We start from the raw sequence: 17,550 nt of genomic DNA, 5'->3' as shown, positions 1-17,550 counted from the left end.
GATACCTGCGTTAAGCTTTTTTATATCCCAGCCTATATAACATCATTCTTTGGTAGAACCGTCCCTTTTGCTGAACGCCAGCTCGAACAGCCCGGTAGCCGACAATCCGGCCAGACCGCCGGCCCACAGCCTGAGTACCAGACTCATATCTGTAAAAGGATACGCCGCTGCGCCAACGAGCAGCCCGATAACAACCCCGATGGCCGGAATAAGGTTACGCGGGAGATTCACCGTATTCTTCACCAGCTGGACCAGTGCCAATACAAAAACGGCAAGCACCGATGCAAAGGCCAGCACGCTGTTCAGTGCGTCATTATACAAAGCATTCTCCCCCTTACTCCGTTACCAGCAGTCCTGCCCGGTAGAGTACAGTGATCAGACGGTAAAAATCATAGCTCCCCCCGTCCGGTGTATCCAGAAGCCCGGCCGCCACTGCAGCATTTACAGCAGGCTCTGCCCATGCAGGAACTTTCATCTCTGCCCGGCCTTCGATATCGACCAGCCGTTCAGCAATATTTTTAATGCTCTGCCCCTGCTCCTGAACCCCTGTCTTCAGGGTATCGCGGCTGACTGAAAGTCCGGATATAAGTGTACGCATTTCCTTCAGTTCATTTTCAAGACTCAGAAGCCTCTGTTTATCTTCAGCGGACATTTCTTCGTCCTCCTTCATTTCGTCATATTGGTATAAATTATAGTCATCCATAATCCGGATCAGCTTTGCAGCATAATTCGGATCTGTGGCATATCCTGCCGCTGCGATTTCCCTGGCAGCCGTTCTCCCGTCCGTCCCGATGGCTCTGCTGTACAAGCCCCGGTTCCAGGACACCCCGCCGGTTATCAGCGCCGAGTGGTCAGCCACGGATTGTCCCCAGTTATGATATGCGCGGAAGGCGGCCGGAACCTGCACCGCTTTGCCCCTAACATATTCGGTGGTCTGCATAGTGACACTTCCGGCAGGCCCGCTGCCCTTGATGCCAAACAGATTATTGGCTTTTACCGTCAGGCCGCTGCTGCCCCATGCTGACTCAAGTGCAGCCTGGGCTATGGTGAGCGAGGCGGCAATCCGGCTGCGCTGCATATCTTCTACCGCATAAGGGGCGATTTTGGCGATAAATTCGCTATCCTTCATTCCTTTCACATCCTTTCTCTTTTATTAAATGCTTCTCCCGCGCAAAAGCTTGTGCTCATCCCTATCACAATGAAATATTGCTAGATTATTTACAGCTTAAGATGTAAATGATTATCGTCTTTTTGTATATTATAATTTACATTTTGACAATGATATTATACAATTGCTTTGTGGAGGTGGAAACTCGTGGGTGAACTGAATAACCGTGTACGGGAATACAGGGCAAGGGACAGACTATCCCAGCAGGAGCTGGCAGAACGGATTGGCGCTTCCCGACAGACCATTGCACTGATTGAACGGGGGGACTATTCCCCTTCAGTCGTATTGGCTCTTAAGATCGCCGGAGTGTTCGGGGCAGAAGTAGAAACCATATTTTGGATTAACAACGAGGAGAGTGATTAAGATGGAGAAAGCCAAACAAGCTTCGAGGACGCGCGGTGCCATCAAACTGATAGTATGGATGATCATAGGCGGGGCAATCGGTTATATATTTGCTTCGGGAAGTGTGACGGTTCCTGCAGATCTGAATTTCAAGCCTTCCGTATTTTACGATTATGATCTGCTGTTTGCGGTTCTTGCCCTGATTTCGGTAGTGCTGACGCTGCTTACTATGTACGGATTCAAGAAAATAAAAGGATTGCCGGAAGAGCAGGAGCATTTCCATGACGGCAGCATAGAGAGTCCCCGGGAACGTACCTTAAGCAGCCTGATGCAGAATGTGACCTACAACATGATTGTCAGCTATCTCTGGCTGATTTTGTCCTTCGCCCACGCGCTCAGTCCCGGTACGAGAAGCGGTGACGAGGAGATATTCATGCTGTTCAATATGATTGGCGGCCTCATCTTCCTGCTGCTGGCGGTATTTTTGCAGCACCGCTCTTTTGTTCTTTATAACAAGCAGTATCCCGACCGGCAAATGGATCTCAGATTCGGAAGTCAGGGTAAGGCGGAGCGTGAGCTGTTTGATAAAATGGATGAAGGAGAACAGTGGGTTGTCTTCCGTTCCTCGTATGCCGCCTTCAAGACAACCAGCGCGAGCCTGGTGATTGGTATGATTCTATTCGCCTTGTATTCGCTCTTTTTCGGCTTTACACCGGTTCCTATGATCGTACTGGCCCTGATTCTGATCATTCAGCAAACCGTCTACTACCGCGAAGCCGGCAAGTACTCAAAATAGACAAAATTCAACTATAGGTAAAAAGAAGGATAGCTATTGATAATTTCCTATAACTGGCGTACTATATAGTAATAATTTACTATATTGGAGGGTCTAATTGACTATGCCATCTTATTATTTCAAAGAGTTATGGACACCCCTTAAGTGGATTGGCATCAAATTTTTCCGCGATGACGACAACAATTTGTGGATCAAATGGTGGTCCAATCCGCGTAAGAGATTACGCTAGCTCCTTCTGATAACACGCCAGCAACTCCCGATTATAGCATCAAACCAAAATAACCTTTCCTCAGACCGGCAGCGGAAATGCCGCCGGGCAAAGAAAGGTTATTGCTGTTTGTCATATGCAGATTAACTTGCTGCTTCAAACGTGATCCGGTTTTTGCCGCTCCGCTTGGAAATATACAGCGCCTCGTCAGCCAGACGCAGCGTCTCAAACGTGTCCGGCCCATCAGCAGTCCACACCGCTGCGCCAATGCTGCAGCCGACATGGATGTTCTCTCCCCCGATGGCAATCGGCAGATTGATTTTGCTGATGATCCGCGCTGCCACAATCTCTGCTTCCTGCATAGGTTTATTGGCTGATGTATGCAGAATCACCACAAATTCATCTCCCCCGAGACGGGCGACAATCTCATTATCCCGGGTACAGTCCCGCAGCCGGATCGCCACCTTCTGCAGCAGGGCATCGCCAGTCGGATGGCCGTAGGCATCATTTACTTTTTTGAAGCCGTCCAAATCCAGATATAGAAAACTCAGTGTAGTCCGGTTTTGCTTGGCCCTGTTCACAGCCCGGGCCAGAAAGTCATCAAGCGCAGCCCGGTTCGGCAGGCCTGTCAGCACATCACGGAGCGCCATATCCGACATGTAGCTCAGCTTGTTCTCCGTTTTGGTCAGATTGCTGACCAGATTGCGGAGGGATGCCGACAAGATGGCAATGTCCTTAATCCTGTTGGAAGTAGGAATCTCCGCACTGGCCCCGGAGCTGAGAAGATCAGCTGTTCTGGCAATGTTATGCAGCGGCCGGGCCACCCAGCCTGCCATAAACCAGCCGATAATACCGAACAGCACAGCAGCAGCCATTCCGATCAGCACGATGAATCGTTCCAACTGGTGCACCGGCGCAAAGGCTACTTCGGCCGGCTGGCGGATAATCACCGACCAGCCCAAACCTGGATAATTCAAATAACCGTCACCATAAGCATATCCGGTCAAATAATTTTTGCCGCCGTCATCCTCGACGATCCAGGAATTCTCCCCGGAACGTATTTTCTGCAGAATATCTGTCGACAGCTTTTTTCCGACCAAAGCCGCCGGACCAAGCAGCACCGTATCATCCTTCTGGCTGACCACAAATACCTCTACGTCTTCCAAACGCTTCTTCAAAGGCTCCAGAATAGACTTTTCCACTTCCCGCGACCATTCCCAGCTGAGATGGGCTGCCAGAATGCCGCTGACCCGGCCCTGTTCATTATGTACAGGAACACTTACATCGACGAACTGCAGCGCCTCACCGGTCGGGTTCGGCAGAAGCTGCGACAGCAGTACCGCATCATGCACATCCCCAATGTACATTCCCTTATAGCCTTCCTGGTACACGGGTCTTTGGCTGATATTCGTGCCTGCAAGGATGCCGTCTGTAGCCGAAATTACATTTCCTGCGGGATCCACGTACCCGACCCACGTAAATACAGGAAGGCTGCTCTTAAGCTGGTTCAGCAGCCTGTCCACTTCCTGCCGGTCAAGCGGCTCCTGAAAAGCGTTAAGCTTGCTGAGCACCTCCACCTCTCCGGAACGCGACCACATAAAGTGGTCCAGCTTCTCCGCCATCTGGTAGGCCTCCTGGGCAAGTGATCCCCCGATACTGGTCTCTACAGACTTGGTAGACCGTTCTCCTATTACATAAATAAGCAGAGCAGTTAAAAGAATTATAATTACTGCAAATGCACTTGAAAAAAAAGTGCGAAGATGGAGTGACATGAACATTCTCCTTGTCGAATAGAGTCGATAATTATTTATCGGCTGGAAGCGCGTAAAATATAAGAACTGCCTGACAACATTTGCGCCGGAATATTCGTGCTGGAGCTGTTCTAAGGATTCCGGGAGTCAGCCGACCTTTGCCCCGAGCGAGCGGGCCAGCAGTACGGCTTGCTCCACATCCAGTCTTACCCCTTTGAGATCAAGGCTCTTCAGATCTATCCCTTCCAGCTTGGCTTCCCGGAGGTCTGCTCCCGCAAGCTTGCACTGGGCCAGCTGCACACGGCTTAAGTCGGCACCGCGCAGATCGCTTTTTTGCAGATTGCAGCCCAGCATATCCGCCTCTGCAAACCGGATGTTCCGTAAATCCTGCTTGCCGAGATTCACATGTCTGAGATTAGTATATGACCAGTCTCCGCCGATCAACGTAATTCCGTCCATCGCGGCATTGGAGAAATCGGAGCCGACCATTTTGCAGTCTTCGAATCTGGACACAAACAGGTTGGCACCTGAAAATCTGCAATTGGTAAACGCCCCTCCTCTATGCAGCGAAGCATTAAGCAGCGCGCCTGTGAAATCACAGTCCACAAAACGGCAGCCCTCAGTTGTCATCTCCTCCATGGATGCGCCTCTGAATGTGCAGCGTTCGAAGGTACATCCGCTGAGTTCCCCGTCCCGCAAAGCGGCATAATCAAAATTATGGTGCTCAAAGCTTTCATTTTCGTACTGATACATGGCGTTACGCCCCTTCCCGGCTAGAATTCAATTGAACTCTTAATATTTAACATGCAGAAAACCTGTCAATTTGGTATGATTAAATCCGGTGAACTCTTTGAAAAAATACCACTTTAGGAGATTGTTCAAGTCTGGCCGTTCCGATATAATAGCAAATAAACTCGCGGAGGTAAATGATGGATGACTCCAACAGAAAAGAACCGTTCAGATATGTAATGAACCAGCCGATCGAATGCTGGCTTGAAGTTCCGGCCGGAAATTCCGGTCCCGGAGCAGGAAAGCTTACAGAAGGTGTGCTGCTGGACCTCAGCCGTTCGGGCTGCAAAGTGCGCACCCCCCTGAACCTCCGCTTCACGGCAGGCGATACAAAGCTGATCATACATTTCAAGCTGACAGAAGACAAGCTTCAATTCGAAGGAAGTGTGCGCTGGGGCTGGATGTTCGGTATTGGACAGTATCAGTATGGAGTAAGACTGGATTTGCAGGAAGACGAGGAAGAATTGCTGATGCGTGAGCTGGAGAGCTGGACAAATACACTCAGGGCACAGTGAACAACAAACGGTTACAGCGGAAGACCTCCATTCGGGGTCTTCTTTTATTACACACGCAAAGAAGAGCAGGATCGTAACCCTGCCCTTCTCTCCGCCGGAATACTTCCTTTAGCGGGCTAATCTTGTATTGCGGTTGCGAGCAGACGTGTCATCACATAGAACATTGCTGCTGCTATAACAATTTCGAATGTAACGGGCCAGTAAGATGTACTGATGTTCGAAAGCACAATTCCGCCGGAACCGGCAGAGGAGGTTTCAACCTCAAACCTGAATGCGTCCTCCAGTCCGGCGAAGTAATTGCCGAAGAGCAGCCATTCCAGATAGGACAGAATATTTTGCAGAACAATAAAAACAGCCAGCCCTACCCACAGCCTGCCTCTGAACCGGAAGCAGCCTGCCACAGTAAGTGAGAACAGTACCATAATTGTCGAGAAAATGGCTGCCCATATCAGTTTGGGCATGTTGTTCAGCACCACGCTCCAGAAATTGACCGGGATGAAATCTGCTGAATAGATCAGAATGTAAATTCCCAGATGAAGCAGGGCAACAGCAGCCATCGCAATAAGCAGCAGCAGGAATAGCAGTAAAGGCGACAGTATCGTATAAATCGCGTGCACCGGCAGCAGGCGCCTGTGATAAAATCTGATGTTGTTGCTGTAAGTATTCGCACAAACAAAAATAACACCTAATCCAAGAAAAACATAAGTAACAACATGAAGCGAAATCAGGTTGGCTCCCATCGTGCTGTTGGATAACCATATGGCGATGTGCAGCAGCACTGCAATAGCAAAAAAGACCAGAATCAGTTCACGGCTCCGCCTGAAATCGTATTTAATAAGCTTCAGCATTCGGCATACACCTCTCTGAACAGCTCATCGATGCTTTTACCGCGCTGCTGCCGCAGCTCTTCCACTTCACCCTGCAGGACAAGCTCCCCGTCTTTAATAAAAATCACCTCATCAAAGATCCGTTCAATATCTGTCACCAGATGTGTTGAGAGTACAATCGTGCTGTCCTCCTCATAAAATTCCATCAGTGCATTCAGAATTTTCGTCCGTGCTACCGGATCTACGCCGCCAATCGGCTCATCCAGCATATACAGCCTTGCGCGCCGGGATAAAGCGAGAGTAAGCTGCAGGCGTTCCGTCATTCCCCTGGAAAGGGTCCGTACCTTGTCCCTCTTGCTGAGCTTCATGAAATCCAGCATTCTTCCTGCCTTATCCGCATCAAAATCGGGATAGAAATCTTGCTGAAACTGCAGCGCATCCCCTACATTCATCCATGTCTCTGTCAGCGGCCGGTCCGGCATAAAAGAAACGAGCGCCCTGCTCTCTACGCCGACAGGCACGCCCAGCACAGAAATATTCCCCGAGGTAGGCTGTGCCAGTCCGGCGATCAGCTTCATCAGCGTGCTTTTGCCGCTGCCGTTGCTGCCAAGCAGTCCCGTGATTTTCCCGGCCGTGAGCTCAAAGGATACTCCGTGCAGCACCTGCTTTGAGCCGTATTTTTTCGTCACATCCTGTACTTTAAGTATGCTGTCCACCCTGCCGTTCTCCCCCTATCTCTTCTCTCTGTCAGCAATGTTCTCCGCCACGGCGGACAGAATATCTTCGCCCCGGAAGCCAAGCTCCTCCATCCCGCGTATAAAGCGGTCCAGCACATCCTGTGCCATTTCTTTTTTGATGGTCATAATTTTATCCCGGCTGCCCGTGACATATCTGCCCATGCCGCGCCGCGTCTCCACAATTTCTTCACGCTCCAGTTCCTGAAAAGTTCTCTGCACCGTATTCGGATTAATCTGCAGCTCTGCAGCCAGCTCTCTGACCGAGGGGATTTTATCTCCCGGCAGAAGCTTTCCAGTTACGATTTCCCCTTTGATGTAATTCATAATCTGTATATAAATCGGCTGGTTGTTATCGAATTCGATGGTCATCAAGCAACGTCCCTTCGTCTAAATACAGTGAACCCTGCCAGCAGAAACACCAGCATATAGACAGCCAGCATGGCAATGGAAAACCCCATACTCATTCCCGGCAGCGGCCCCTCTCCACCATCATAAACGGACAGATCCAGATTGGGAAATAAAACGTATTTGTAAAACTCACGGTAGATCAAAACTTTGTCCAGCATCACAGCAAACATGGTAATACCTATGGTCACGCCTGTCGATGTAGTCAGCACGCCGACCATAAAGGCAAGGGTGACATACATTATGGTGTACACAGTCCCGTACAGCATGGCGGGCATGATCTCTGCTGCACCGGCTTCACCGCCGCTAAAGCCGAACCACACTATTCCGGAGATCAAAGACGAAACTGCCGTAACTGCCACCATGCTTAAGGTGTATAACATGACGGTTACATATTTGGAGGCAAGAATGGCTGTGCGGCTGCGTGAACGGATCAGCAGAAATTTGACCGTCCCCTGGCTGTATTCCTTGGCTACGATTCCTGCTGTCCCTATAATAGCGAGAATCGCGATCACCTGGCCCATTCCGGTGGGCGGCAGCATGCCGGCGGTGAATTCCGCCCCTGAATGGAAGCTCTCCGGAGATAATGACCGGGTTATATAGCCTATCAGCACCGGGATCAGGACAAGCAGCAGGAAAGGGATAAAAAACGAGCGTTTTTTGGCCAGCTTCAGCCATTCGTTAAGAACAAGATTCATAAATTTACGCAATGCGGTTGCCTCCTGTCCATTTCAAGAAATCATCCTCAAGACTATGCTTGTTCTCTGTAATCCGGTAGACACCGACCTTGGCCCTGCTGAAGGCCTCCACAAGCTCTGGCACGTTGTGATCCTGCAGACTTACGCTTATTTCCGAGCGTGCCTCGCCGGTACCAAGCAGCTGAACCCCGCGGATCTCTTCAATGACCTTAACAGCAGCCGCCAGACTGCCGACACGGATCGTAAGCCTGACCTCCCCTTCACTGTCTGCAGCTATGCCCAGCTGGGAGACGGTTACCAGCTGTCCGTTCTGGATGACCACCGCACGGTGGCAGATTTGTTCGATTTCCGCGAGCATGTGACTGGAGATCAGAATTGATATTCCCTCTACCTCGGCAATCTTCCGCATATAGTCCCGCATTTCCCGGATTCCCGCCGGGTCCAGACCGTTGGTCGGCTCATCCAGAATCAGCAGTTTCGGTGAATGCAGCAGCGCCTGCGCAATCCCCAGCCGCTGGCGCATGCCGAGCGAGTACGCTTTTACCTTCTTATTCATGGCCTCCTGCAGCCCTACCAGCTGAACGACCTCATGGATCCGTGATTCCCCCACCCCGTCGCACATCCGCATATACTGCTTCAGATTATCGAGGCCGGTCATGTGGGGATAAAATTCCGGATTCTCAATGATCGCTCCGATATGTGCGATCGCCTGATTGAAGCTGCTGCGGATACTGTGGCCGTGAATCAGCACATCCCCCCCGCTCATCTTGATCAGTCCGGTCATCATGCGGATCGTGGTTGTTTTGCCGGCTCCATTCGGACCCAGCAGCCCGACAATCTCCCCTTTTCTGATGTCAAAAGACAACCGGTCGACTATCGCCTTACCCTTGATGATTTTGCTGACCTCTCTCATCTGCAGCACTATATCATCCCCTGCCTGCACCGTCTTTTCCCCCTGCCCCATAAAATGATCCATTATATCCTCCCTGTACCTTGTAGTTATAGTTAAGATTCAGTGTTGGTGTGTTAGTTAAATAGTACACTAGGTCAACGACAAAGTAAACCCCGTTTTATGGATCTCAAGATTAGGCTGCCTGAAGGAGACTAGTCCATACCCTTACCAAAAGCATTTCATAGAATAGTATTGCACCACCTGCTTATCACACTATCGGGAGGAATGGATATGAAACCTTCAGTTCATGTTTCACAGACTTATCCGCGGCTGAGAGTTTATGAAGAGGAGAATTACCGGGGAAGAGTACGGACCTATACCGGCAACCTGGGCATCCGCAATACGGATAATATTCTGGACGGTATCGAAAGCCTGCGCTTCTTCTCCACCAGCAGCAATGCCACGCTCGTACTGTTCAGCAGAACCCGGTTCAGAGGCAGCTTCCGTGTCCTGCGGGGAAATCACAACATCAGAGATTTGGATGATTATATTTCCGGCAATGATGTTGAATCTATTATTTCCACCAATCAGAGACTGACGCTTGCCCAAATCCGTAACATCCGCAGCAGCGGGAATTTGCCTTCAGGTTACCGGCTGATCTGATGCAGTTACATTGCCTCATTACAATTTCTCGGGTAAAATATGTACGTTATAGCTTATAGCGTCTTATTTTACCCTTTTCAGCATAGCGAGGTAATCTATGAGAAATTTCACCAGGGATACTGCTGCAAAAATTATGGTTAACGAGATCAGCGTGGAAACGCTGCTGACCCAGTATCCGCAGTACAAGGACGAAGTCCTTGAAGAGATCCGTGCGTTAAAAGCAGCCGGGAAAACGAATTTCACCAAAGCGATCCTGGACAAATACACGGTTAATGCGAAAATCGCCAAATCTAAAATTCAAAAAAGCGAATGGAATGAAAAAACCGTCAACGCCTTTTTGCCGGATATTATCAAAGCGCGATTTGCTTTTTATCTGCTTGAAAAAGCAGCGGTTGCGTCCTCCTCTAACACTCCGCATGAAAATGTCCGCTTTAATGTGTGGGACGGGACATTGCTGCAAAAGCTTTTGTTCACCAAAGGGCTTGAACGCAAGCCGGTATCTGTCCGCAAGTTCCGTTTGTTCTGGAAGCTGGTGGTCAATAAACGGATACTGATGCCGCTTGTTAATAAACAGGGGATATATTGCTTCTACTCCAAAGAGCTGATCAAGGAGCTGGCGGTTCTTATCGGGGAAAATCCATGCCTGGAGATCGGTGCCGGGGATGGGACTTTAACCGCCTTCCTGAAGCAGCAGCGTGTCGACTGCAGGGCAACCGATGACTACAGCTGGGAGCATTACATCAAATATCCGGATTTTGTGGAAAAGCTCGATGCCAAAGCGGCTCTGGCCAAATACAGTCCAAAAACGGTTATATGCTCATGGCCTGTCCCGGGAAACAATTATGAGAAGCAGGTCTTCAGAACACCATCTGTTGAACTGTACATCGTTATCGGCACGCGCAGTCCCGCAATTACCGGGGATTTCGCGACTTATTACCAGCTGGAAGATTTCTCGATGGAACTTTATGAAACCTTGTCTTCACTGATTCTTCCGCCCACAGGCGAAAATGCAGTCTATCTATTCCGCCGGATAAAATAATCCCCCCACAAAGTGTAGCTTTGCTTCGAAGGGAAATCGGGTACTTTACGGGGGCCCCGAATAAAACTTCAATCACGTCAAAAAAACAGGGATGCCCCAGACGCTTTATGGCCTGGTGGACATCCCTGTTATTATTTATCAGAACTATGATGAAGAGGAATCTGACTGAGCCCGTTCCTTCTCCAGCACCTCTTTCAAGTCATCCTGTATCCGGCGGTTCCACAGCGGTACACCTGTCCGGTAGGCGGCACGGCTGGTCAGATGGGCTGCCAGCGGGGAAGTCATAAATACGAAAACAATCCCGAGCAGCAGCTTCGCACTGATGAAATCAAGAAAAAACGCAAAGTAGAGAAATGCACCGCTGAGTACGCACAGTACACCAAGCGTGGCGCTTTTGGCTGCGGCATGCGATCTTAAATAAACGTCCGGCAGACGGATCAGTCCAAAAGAACTGGCAGCACTGAGCAAAGCGCCGGTCAATATCAGAAGGACCACCAGGAATTCAAGTACCGTCTTGATCGTTTCCATATTCCAGGACCACTCCCCTTTCAATATACCGGGCCATCGCTACCGTTCCGATAAAAGAGAGAATTCCGATCAGCAAAATGTATTCAATAAAGGTCTGCGTTCTGAACAAGATCGAAAGTACAGCCACCATCGCCAGCAGGTTAATTCCGATCGTATCCAGCGCTGCAACTCGGTCAGGCAGGGACGGCCCTTTGACCAGTCTCCAGGCGCAAATCCCGATAGAAATGACCATGATCGATATCGACAGCATGAGTATAAAATTAATCATGAGCGGGACACCTCCAAAATCGCTCTTTCAAACGTATTGCGTATACTGTCCCGGAATTGTTCAGCATCCCTTATATCCATCGCATGAATATACAATGTCCGGTTATCCTTGGAAACCTCAAGCACCACGGAACCCGGATTCAGGCATAATATGGTGATCAGAATTGCCACTTCCCAATCCGATTTCAATTCTGTATGATACATCAGAATAGCCGGACGGATGTCCAGTTTGGGTCTGAGCACCGCCTTCACCACAACATAACTGGATACCACCAGCTCCCGCAGCAGCAGTCCCAGCAGCTTAATGATTGCCCATCCTCTTCCAAGATACAGACGTGTGTTGAAGAAACGCCGCAGTCCGAACAATACGGCAACTCCTAGCAAATAGCCTACGATGAAGCCGGATGCTGTCCAGTCATTGAACAGGAACATCCACAGGAAAGCTATCATGAAATTCAATAATATTTGAAAGGCCATCTGCATCTACTCCTTCATGACTGCGTTAATGTATTGTGCCGGATCAGCCAGCACTGCACCAGCCTGAAGAACATATTCATTCACAGTTTCCGCACCCAGGCCCATCAGAATAATCAGGACAAACAGCACGGCAGCCGGCGCCATCATGGCTTTATAACGCAAAGGATGAATTTCTTCTTCGCTTCTTTCCCCGCCCCAGAAAACCTCCTGGAACACCTTGATCAGCGAATACAATACGACAAAGCTTGAAGCAAGCGCAATCAGTGATAACGCAACCTGCTGCTCGCCGAACCCGCTGCGGATCATCATGACCTTTCCGGCAAAACCGCTAAGCGGGGGTACCCCCACAAGCGCCAGGGTCAGGATGAAGAACATCCAGCCGGTCCATGGGTACCGGCGGATCAGTCCGCCCATCTGTCTCAGCTGTTCGGTTCCCGAGGCTGCAATAATCAGCCCGCCGAGGAAAAACAGCAGCGCCTTGGCAATCATATCGTGCATCAGATAGAACACCACTCCGCTCCAGGAATCGTGGGTCGCAACCGATATACCAAACGCAATGAAGCCTACACTGATTACGATATTATAGTTAAAGATCCGGCTGAGATCATGATAGGCCATCGCCCCGAGGGCTCCCAGAATCATCGTCGCTCCGGCCATCCAGCTAATCAGCGTATGCGTAAGCGCAGGATCATGAACAAAGATCAGCGAGAACATCCGTATGATGGCATACAGCCCCACCTTGGTCAGCAGTGCCCCGAACAACGCCCTTACCGCCAGCGGAGGCGCACTGTAGGAATCCGGCAGCCAGAAGAACAGCAGCAGACCGGCTTTGAGCGAGAACACCAGCAGAAGTACCACTGCAATGACGTTCATAACACCGCCCTGTCCCGCCTCCGCCACACGCATCGCGAGATGCGCCATGTTAAGCGTACCTGTAGCAGCATACAGATAAGCAATCGCAGCTACAAACAAACTGGAGGAGATCACATTGACGAGGATATATTTCAGCGTTTCACGCAATTGAATTTTGGTTCCGCCCAGCACGATCATGGCATACGAAGCCAGCAGCATAACCTCGAAGCAGACGAACAGGTTGAACAGGTCTCCGGTAAGGAAAGAGCCGAACACCCCGGTCAGCAGGAAATGAAAGAACGTATAGAAGTAAAACCGCTCCCGCTGTTCGCCGATACTGGCGAAGGAAAAGAACATGCAGGCTGCACCTACCACAGAGGTTGTCAATACGAGCAGCGCCGCAAACATATCAGCGACAAAAACAATGCCGTACGGCGGTATCCATCCGCCCATATAGAGCGTTTGAATCCCATCTGTACTTACCTGATATACAATTGTTACTGCAACCGCAATATTCAGAAAGACACTGACTGCACTGATGATACGCTGCAGACCGATCTTTTCTTTCAGAAAAATCAGGATGACTCCCGTAAGAGCCGGAATCAACAATGGCATAACCAGCAGATTGTTCATTGGCGTTCCCCCTTGCTGCCTTCCACGTCATCCATTCCCGCCGACCGGTAGGCCCGGTAAGCCAGCACGATGAAGAACGCGGTCACCCCGAAGCTGATAACAATCGAGGTAAGGATAAGCGCCTGCGGCAAAGGATCAACATATGCATCGGCCTTCTCGCCAAGCAGCGGGGAAGCACCGGTCTTCAGGCCCGCCATCGTCAGCAGCAGCAGATGAACGCCATGAGTCAGCAGCGTAGTCCCCAAAAGGATGCGCAGCAGGCTCTTGGACAGGACCAGATATACACCAACGGTAAACAGGACACCGATCGCCAGGGCAATAAGGAATTCCATCAGTTATCCCTCCCGATCGTAAAGATAATATTCATGGTGACACCGATCACCGAAAGGTATACTCCCAGGTCGAACAGCATCGCCGTAGTAAGTTCCGTCGTTCCCATGATCGGCAGCTCATAATACCCGAAAGCCTGGCTGAGGAAAGGAACATCGAACAGAAAGGAACCCATTCCCGTAAGAAACGCCAGCAGGATGCCAACGGCAATTAATTTGCGGTAATCCACAGGCAGCACCTTCTCCACAAACTGCGGCCCGAAGGCTATGGAGAGCAGCACCAGCGCTGCCGCCGCCATCAATGCGCCGATAAAGCCGCCTCCCGGATTGTTATGTCCGGCAAAGAACAGATAGAGCGAGAAGGTGATGATGATAACGAAGGCCACCTTGGCTACCGACTGCAGCAGCACATCATTGCTGCGGGAATACCGGGGCCTGCTATCGTCAAATATACTTTTTACCAGAGCGGGCTTATCGTCCGGTTCCAGCTGCAGCTTGATCATGGAGTAAATAGCCAGTGAGGCAAGTCCAAGCACCGTGATCTCAAACATTGTATCAAAGCCGCGGAAATCGACAAGCAGCACGTTAACAATATTTTTACCGCCGCCCAGCTTGTAGCTGTTTTCCGTGTAGTAGCTTGAAATCGATTCAAACGGACTGCTGCCGAGAGCCGCCAGCGCAACCAGTGTCATTGTCGCACCGAAACCGATCGCAATAATGAGCTTCGGCACCTTCACCTTGAACTTGGCCTGTTCGCGCTTAAGCTTCGGCAGATGCCGGAAGCAGAGCAGGAACAGCGTCACCGACACCACTTCAACGATCATCTGCGTAAGCGCCAGATCGGGTGCCCGGAACAGGATAAAGAGCAGAGTTACCATATACCCGACCATACCCGTCAGCAGAATTGCCGCAATCCGCGACTTGGCAAACGGAATAGCCAGTGCACCGGTCAGCATGACCAGCACCGCAACCAGTTCAAAGAAGGAGACCGGAGCATACTGCCCTTGGCCGAATGTAATTCCCTCCGTGTACAGCATGGAACCGCCCACTATAACAATGAACAAAGCGAAGATGTACATCAGATAGTGCCTCATGGAGCCTGTCATATACAGACCGGTGATTGAACGGGATAACCGTTCCACCAGCCGGAGACTGCCGTCATAGACCTGATTCAGGGTGATGCCTCTGCCTCTGCCCCAATCTTTGTCCACCAGACTTAAACGGCCGTACACTCTGTATACGATAATCCCCAGTATGACCACGCCAAGCGTCATCCATAATTCGGTGGTAAAGCCATGCCAGAAATAGATATTCACATAAAAAGGTTCATTTGCCGCCAGCTGCGGATGAATCGCGTTCATTCCCGGCACAATCAGTGTTTTGGACAGCATGTTCGGGAAAAATCCGGTCACCACGGCAAGCGCCGCCAGAATAATTGGAGGAAGCAGCAGCCCGAAAGGCGCCTCATGCGGTTTCTTATCTAACTTCTCGGGCTGGTATTTGCCAAAAAAGGTATCGAATACCAGAATCATGCTGTAAGCAAAGGTGAAGATACTGGCAATCCAGGCCAGGACCGGAAACAGCGTAAAGAACGATTGGACGTTCAGAATGTCCAGCTCGCGGATATTCAGAACCACCGTAAAAAACATTTCCTTGCTGAGGAAACCGGCAAACGGCGGCAGGCCGGCCATGGAAAAGCTGCCGATCAGCGCCACCGTAAAGGTCACCGGCATCAGGGAGATGAGGCCCCCGAGCTTGCGCAGATCACGCGTATTGGTCTCATGGTCGACAATCCCGACGACCATAAACAGCGAGCCTTTGAATATGGCGTGGTTGAACAAATGAAAGAGTGCTGCCGTTGTTGCGGCGGTATAGAATACAGCTTCTTCACCGTTATAAAATGAAGCTGCTGATCCCATTCCCAGTAATCCCATAATCAGTCCCAGCTGACTGATTGTAGAATAGGCTAACAGAGCCTTCAGGTCCGTCTGCTTCATCGCCTGGATCGATCCATAGATCAAGGTGATCAGGCCGACACCCGACACAATCCAAAACCACTCTAGTTGCCCCGCAAACACCGGGCTGAAACGTGCTGCCAGATACAAACCCGCTTTTACCATCGTTGCCGAATGCAGATAGGCACTGACCGGAGTCGGCGCTTCCATGGCATCAGGCAGCCAGATATGGAACGGGAACTGGGCCGACTTGGTGAAAGCGCCCAGCAGAATCAGGAGCATGGCAGGAACGAACAGCGAATGTCCGCTAATATCGCCAACCTGGCTCCAGATCTCGCGGATGCTGAAGGTTCCTGTCATCACATACAGCATCAGGAAGCCGGCGAACATCGCCAGACCGCCGAAGACAGTAATCAGCATCGACTTCAGTGCGCCGTAACGCGATTTCTGTCTCCGGTGCCAAAAGGCGATCAGCAGGAAAGAAGATACACTTGTAAGCTCCCAGAAACCGTAAAGCACCATCAGGTTATCGGAGAGCACCACCCCGAGCATAGCTCCCATAAATAACAGGAGATACACATAAAACGGGGTCAATTCTTCGCGTCTCTCCAGATAAAAAATGGAATAGATAATTACAAGCGTACCCATCCCCGTAATCAGCAATGTGAACAACAAACTTAAACCATCAAGATGGAACACCAGATCAATGCCAAGGGACGGAATCCATGATACGGTCTCATATCCGGAATCCCCTCCCTTGATGACCGGAATCCGGGTCAAAAAGTAAATGAACAGCGCCAGCGGGCCGGCAAGCATCAGCCACCCTCTGTGGATACTGGGCATCCTCCTGCGTAGAAGCGCTATCATCAAGGCCAGAAGAAACGGAACAAGAACGGTTATATGCAGCAAAGGCAAGCCTCCTTTTCCACTCTAGATTTTAAGTTGTGAACATTGTTACTTAGTTCTGATAGGCAAAGACGGCTATAAAGGATCCGTCAATCTGCCCTCACAAATATGCAAATATCTCGCCTTACCATCTTGCTCAATTCTGAACAAGCCATTCTCAAATTCCGTGTGCAATTCGTGAAAATATTTACCTTTGATGGAGTCAGGGCCTTCCGGTTCATCGCTGAGCTCGTACACGCCGCCATTTTTCACCAGATAGGAAATTACACCCTCTTCATGGGTTTCTTCCAGTCCTGCGCGCATCCGCTGAACAGCGACAACATGCAGATCCATCATATTCATCTTGCTGATCAGCTCATTGACGAAGTTACGTTTGGTCAGCTCCTGCCACAGCGTCTGGGCGGATTGCCCGATGATGATCTGTGTTACCTCTTTCTCTTCTGCTGCTTCGACAATAACATCGGTTGTCTTGCGGCCCCGGCGTTTGCGGACCATAAACTCTGCTCCTGCTTCCTCTGCCAGGCGTTTCCATACTGTCATAAACATTTCTTTACTCTGATTGTATTCATCACTGTCCGAACTATCTACATTGAGCACATACAGCGGTGCTCCGATAAGCTCGGACAGCTGGACACCACGCCGGATTAAACGCTCCCCGTGCGGACCATAATGAACACATACCATAATCTTTTCCTTGTGAATGACCTTCACCCTCCTGTTAACATGGGCAAGAAATACAAAAGGAGCCTACTGGCGTTAGGCCCCTTTCTGTT

At 50.3% G+C, this 17,550-nt stretch carries 21 protein-coding genes; 5 read left to right on the top strand and 16 right to left on the bottom strand.

Going from position 1 to position 17,550, the window contains the following annotated elements:
* Nucleotides 1-42: 42 nt before the first annotated feature.
* Complete coding sequence (locus C2I18_RS25165; protein WP_249902233.1) at nt 43-306, bottom strand: holin; 264 nt, start codon at nt 304-306, stop codon at nt 43-45.
* 28 nt (nt 307-334) lie between these two features.
* The gene (locus tag C2I18_RS25160) at nt 335-1,129 is read right to left on the bottom strand and encodes a glucosaminidase domain-containing protein (protein ID WP_249898452.1); all 795 of its coding nucleotides are present in this window, start codon (nt 1,127-1,129) and stop codon (nt 335-337) included.
* Nucleotides 1,130-1,315: 186 nt separating this feature from the next.
* On the opposite strand from C2I18_RS25160, the gene C2I18_RS25155 reads away from it, so the two are divergent.
* A complete protein-coding gene (locus tag C2I18_RS25155; RefSeq protein WP_249898451.1) occupies nt 1,316-1,531 on the top strand; it encodes a helix-turn-helix transcriptional regulator in 216 nt (71 codons plus the stop codon).
* Between the two features lies 1 nt (nt 1,532).
* Entirely contained in the window at nt 1,533-2,306 is a 774-nt protein-coding gene (locus C2I18_RS25150) for a DUF3169 family protein (RefSeq protein WP_249898450.1), read from the top strand.
* Nucleotides 2,307-2,657: 351 nt separating this feature from the next.
* On the opposite strand, the gene C2I18_RS25145 is transcribed toward C2I18_RS25150, so the two are convergent.
* Together C2I18_RS25145 and C2I18_RS25140 are read right to left on the bottom strand one after the other, a co-directional pair.
* The gene (locus tag C2I18_RS25145; protein ID WP_249898449.1) at nt 2,658-4,286 is read right to left on the bottom strand and encodes a sensor domain-containing diguanylate cyclase; all 1,629 of its coding nucleotides are present in this window, start codon (nt 4,284-4,286) and stop codon (nt 2,658-2,660) included.
* Between the two features lie 126 nt (nt 4,287-4,412).
* Entirely contained in the window at nt 4,413-5,018 is a 606-nt protein-coding gene (locus C2I18_RS25140) for a pentapeptide repeat-containing protein (RefSeq protein WP_249898448.1), read from the bottom strand.
* A gap of 215 nt (nt 5,019-5,233) precedes the next feature.
* On the opposite strand from C2I18_RS25140, the gene C2I18_RS25135 reads away from it, so the two are divergent.
* On the top strand, nt 5,234-5,569 hold the full coding sequence (locus tag C2I18_RS25135) for a PilZ domain-containing protein (protein ID WP_249898447.1): 336 nt from the start codon (nt 5,234-5,236) through the stop codon (nt 5,567-5,569).
* A 116-nt stretch (nt 5,570-5,685) separates the two neighbouring features.
* On the opposite strand, the gene C2I18_RS25130 is transcribed toward C2I18_RS25135, so the two are convergent.
* The 5 genes from C2I18_RS25130 to C2I18_RS25110 are packed head-to-tail and all read right to left on the bottom strand — an operon-like array spanning nt 5,686 to nt 9,212.
* The gene (locus tag C2I18_RS25130; protein WP_249898446.1) at nt 5,686-6,417 is read right to left on the bottom strand and encodes a hypothetical protein; all 732 of its coding nucleotides are present in this window, start codon (nt 6,415-6,417) and stop codon (nt 5,686-5,688) included.
* On the bottom strand, nt 6,411-7,112 hold the full coding sequence (locus tag C2I18_RS25125; protein WP_249898445.1) for an ABC transporter ATP-binding protein: 702 nt from the start codon (nt 7,110-7,112) through the stop codon (nt 6,411-6,413). The genes C2I18_RS25130 and C2I18_RS25125 overlap by 7 nt, the downstream gene beginning before the upstream one ends.
* Nucleotides 7,113-7,127: 15 nt before the next feature.
* Nucleotides 7,128-7,502 (bottom strand): GntR family transcriptional regulator, encoded by a 375-nt coding sequence (locus tag C2I18_RS25120; RefSeq protein ID WP_249902232.1) that lies wholly within the window; start codon nt 7,500-7,502, stop codon nt 7,128-7,130.
* A complete protein-coding gene (locus C2I18_RS25115; RefSeq protein ID WP_249898444.1) occupies nt 7,502-8,248 on the bottom strand; it encodes an ABC transporter permease in 747 nt (248 codons plus the stop codon). The genes C2I18_RS25120 and C2I18_RS25115 overlap by 1 nt, the downstream gene beginning before the upstream one ends.
* Complete coding sequence (locus C2I18_RS25110) at nt 8,241-9,212, bottom strand: ABC transporter ATP-binding protein (RefSeq protein WP_249898443.1); 972 nt, start codon at nt 9,210-9,212, stop codon at nt 8,241-8,243. The genes C2I18_RS25115 and C2I18_RS25110 overlap by 8 nt, the downstream gene beginning before the upstream one ends.
* Before the next feature lie 207 nt (nt 9,213-9,419).
* On the opposite strand from C2I18_RS25110, the gene C2I18_RS25105 reads away from it, so the two are divergent.
* Both C2I18_RS25105 and C2I18_RS25100 read left to right on the top strand, forming a co-directional pair.
* Nucleotides 9,420-9,791, top strand: coding sequence for a hypothetical protein (locus C2I18_RS25105; protein ID WP_249898442.1), 372 nt, complete (start codon nt 9,420-9,422; stop codon nt 9,789-9,791).
* Nucleotides 9,792-9,888: 97 nt separating this feature from the next.
* Nucleotides 9,889-10,830: a hypothetical protein gene (locus C2I18_RS25100; RefSeq protein ID WP_249898441.1), complete on the top strand. Its 942-nt coding sequence runs from the start codon at nt 9,889-9,891 to the stop codon at nt 10,828-10,830.
* Nucleotides 10,831-10,974: 144 nt separating this feature from the next.
* On the opposite strand, the gene mnhG is transcribed toward C2I18_RS25100, so the two are convergent.
* The 7 genes from mnhG to C2I18_RS25065 all read right to left on the bottom strand — a co-directional run bounded on the left by mnhG (nt 10,975) and on the right by C2I18_RS25065 (nt 17,488).
* Entirely contained in the window at nt 10,975-11,358 is a 384-nt protein-coding gene (gene mnhG / locus C2I18_RS25095) for a monovalent cation/H(+) antiporter subunit G (RefSeq protein WP_249898440.1), read from the bottom strand.
* Nucleotides 11,333-11,626, bottom strand: a complete 294-nt coding sequence (locus tag C2I18_RS25090; protein ID WP_249898439.1) for a Na(+)/H(+) antiporter subunit F1 — start codon at nt 11,624-11,626, stop codon at nt 11,333-11,335. The genes mnhG and C2I18_RS25090 overlap by 26 nt, the downstream gene beginning before the upstream one ends.
* Nucleotides 11,623-12,102, bottom strand: coding sequence for a Na+/H+ antiporter subunit E (locus C2I18_RS25085; RefSeq protein ID WP_249898438.1), 480 nt, complete (start codon nt 12,100-12,102; stop codon nt 11,623-11,625). The genes C2I18_RS25090 and C2I18_RS25085 overlap by 4 nt, the downstream gene beginning before the upstream one ends.
* A 6-nt stretch (nt 12,103-12,108) precedes the next feature.
* Complete coding sequence (locus tag C2I18_RS25080; RefSeq protein ID WP_249898437.1) at nt 12,109-13,587, bottom strand: Na+/H+ antiporter subunit D; 1,479 nt, start codon at nt 13,585-13,587, stop codon at nt 12,109-12,111.
* On the bottom strand, nt 13,584-13,919 hold the full coding sequence (locus tag C2I18_RS25075) for a Na(+)/H(+) antiporter subunit C (protein ID WP_249898436.1): 336 nt from the start codon (nt 13,917-13,919) through the stop codon (nt 13,584-13,586). Before C2I18_RS25075 ends, C2I18_RS25080 begins: the two co-directional genes overlap by 4 nt.
* A complete protein-coding gene (locus C2I18_RS25070) occupies nt 13,919-16,786 on the bottom strand; it encodes a Na+/H+ antiporter subunit A (RefSeq protein WP_249898435.1) in 2,868 nt (955 codons plus the stop codon). Before C2I18_RS25070 ends, C2I18_RS25075 begins: the two co-directional genes overlap by 1 nt.
* A gap of 66 nt (nt 16,787-16,852) precedes the next feature.
* Nucleotides 16,853-17,488: a universal stress protein gene (locus tag C2I18_RS25065; protein ID WP_249898434.1), complete on the bottom strand. Its 636-nt coding sequence runs from the start codon at nt 17,486-17,488 to the stop codon at nt 16,853-16,855.
* Nucleotides 17,489-17,550: the final 62 nt, after the last annotated feature.

The sequence above is a fragment of the Paenibacillus sp. PK3_47 genome, from assembly GCF_023520895.1.
GTDB lineage: Bacteria > Bacillota > Bacilli > Paenibacillales > Paenibacillaceae > Paenibacillus_AQ.
Note: the sequence above shows the minus strand (reverse complement) of the source record. Positions and strands in the feature narration are given on the sequence as shown.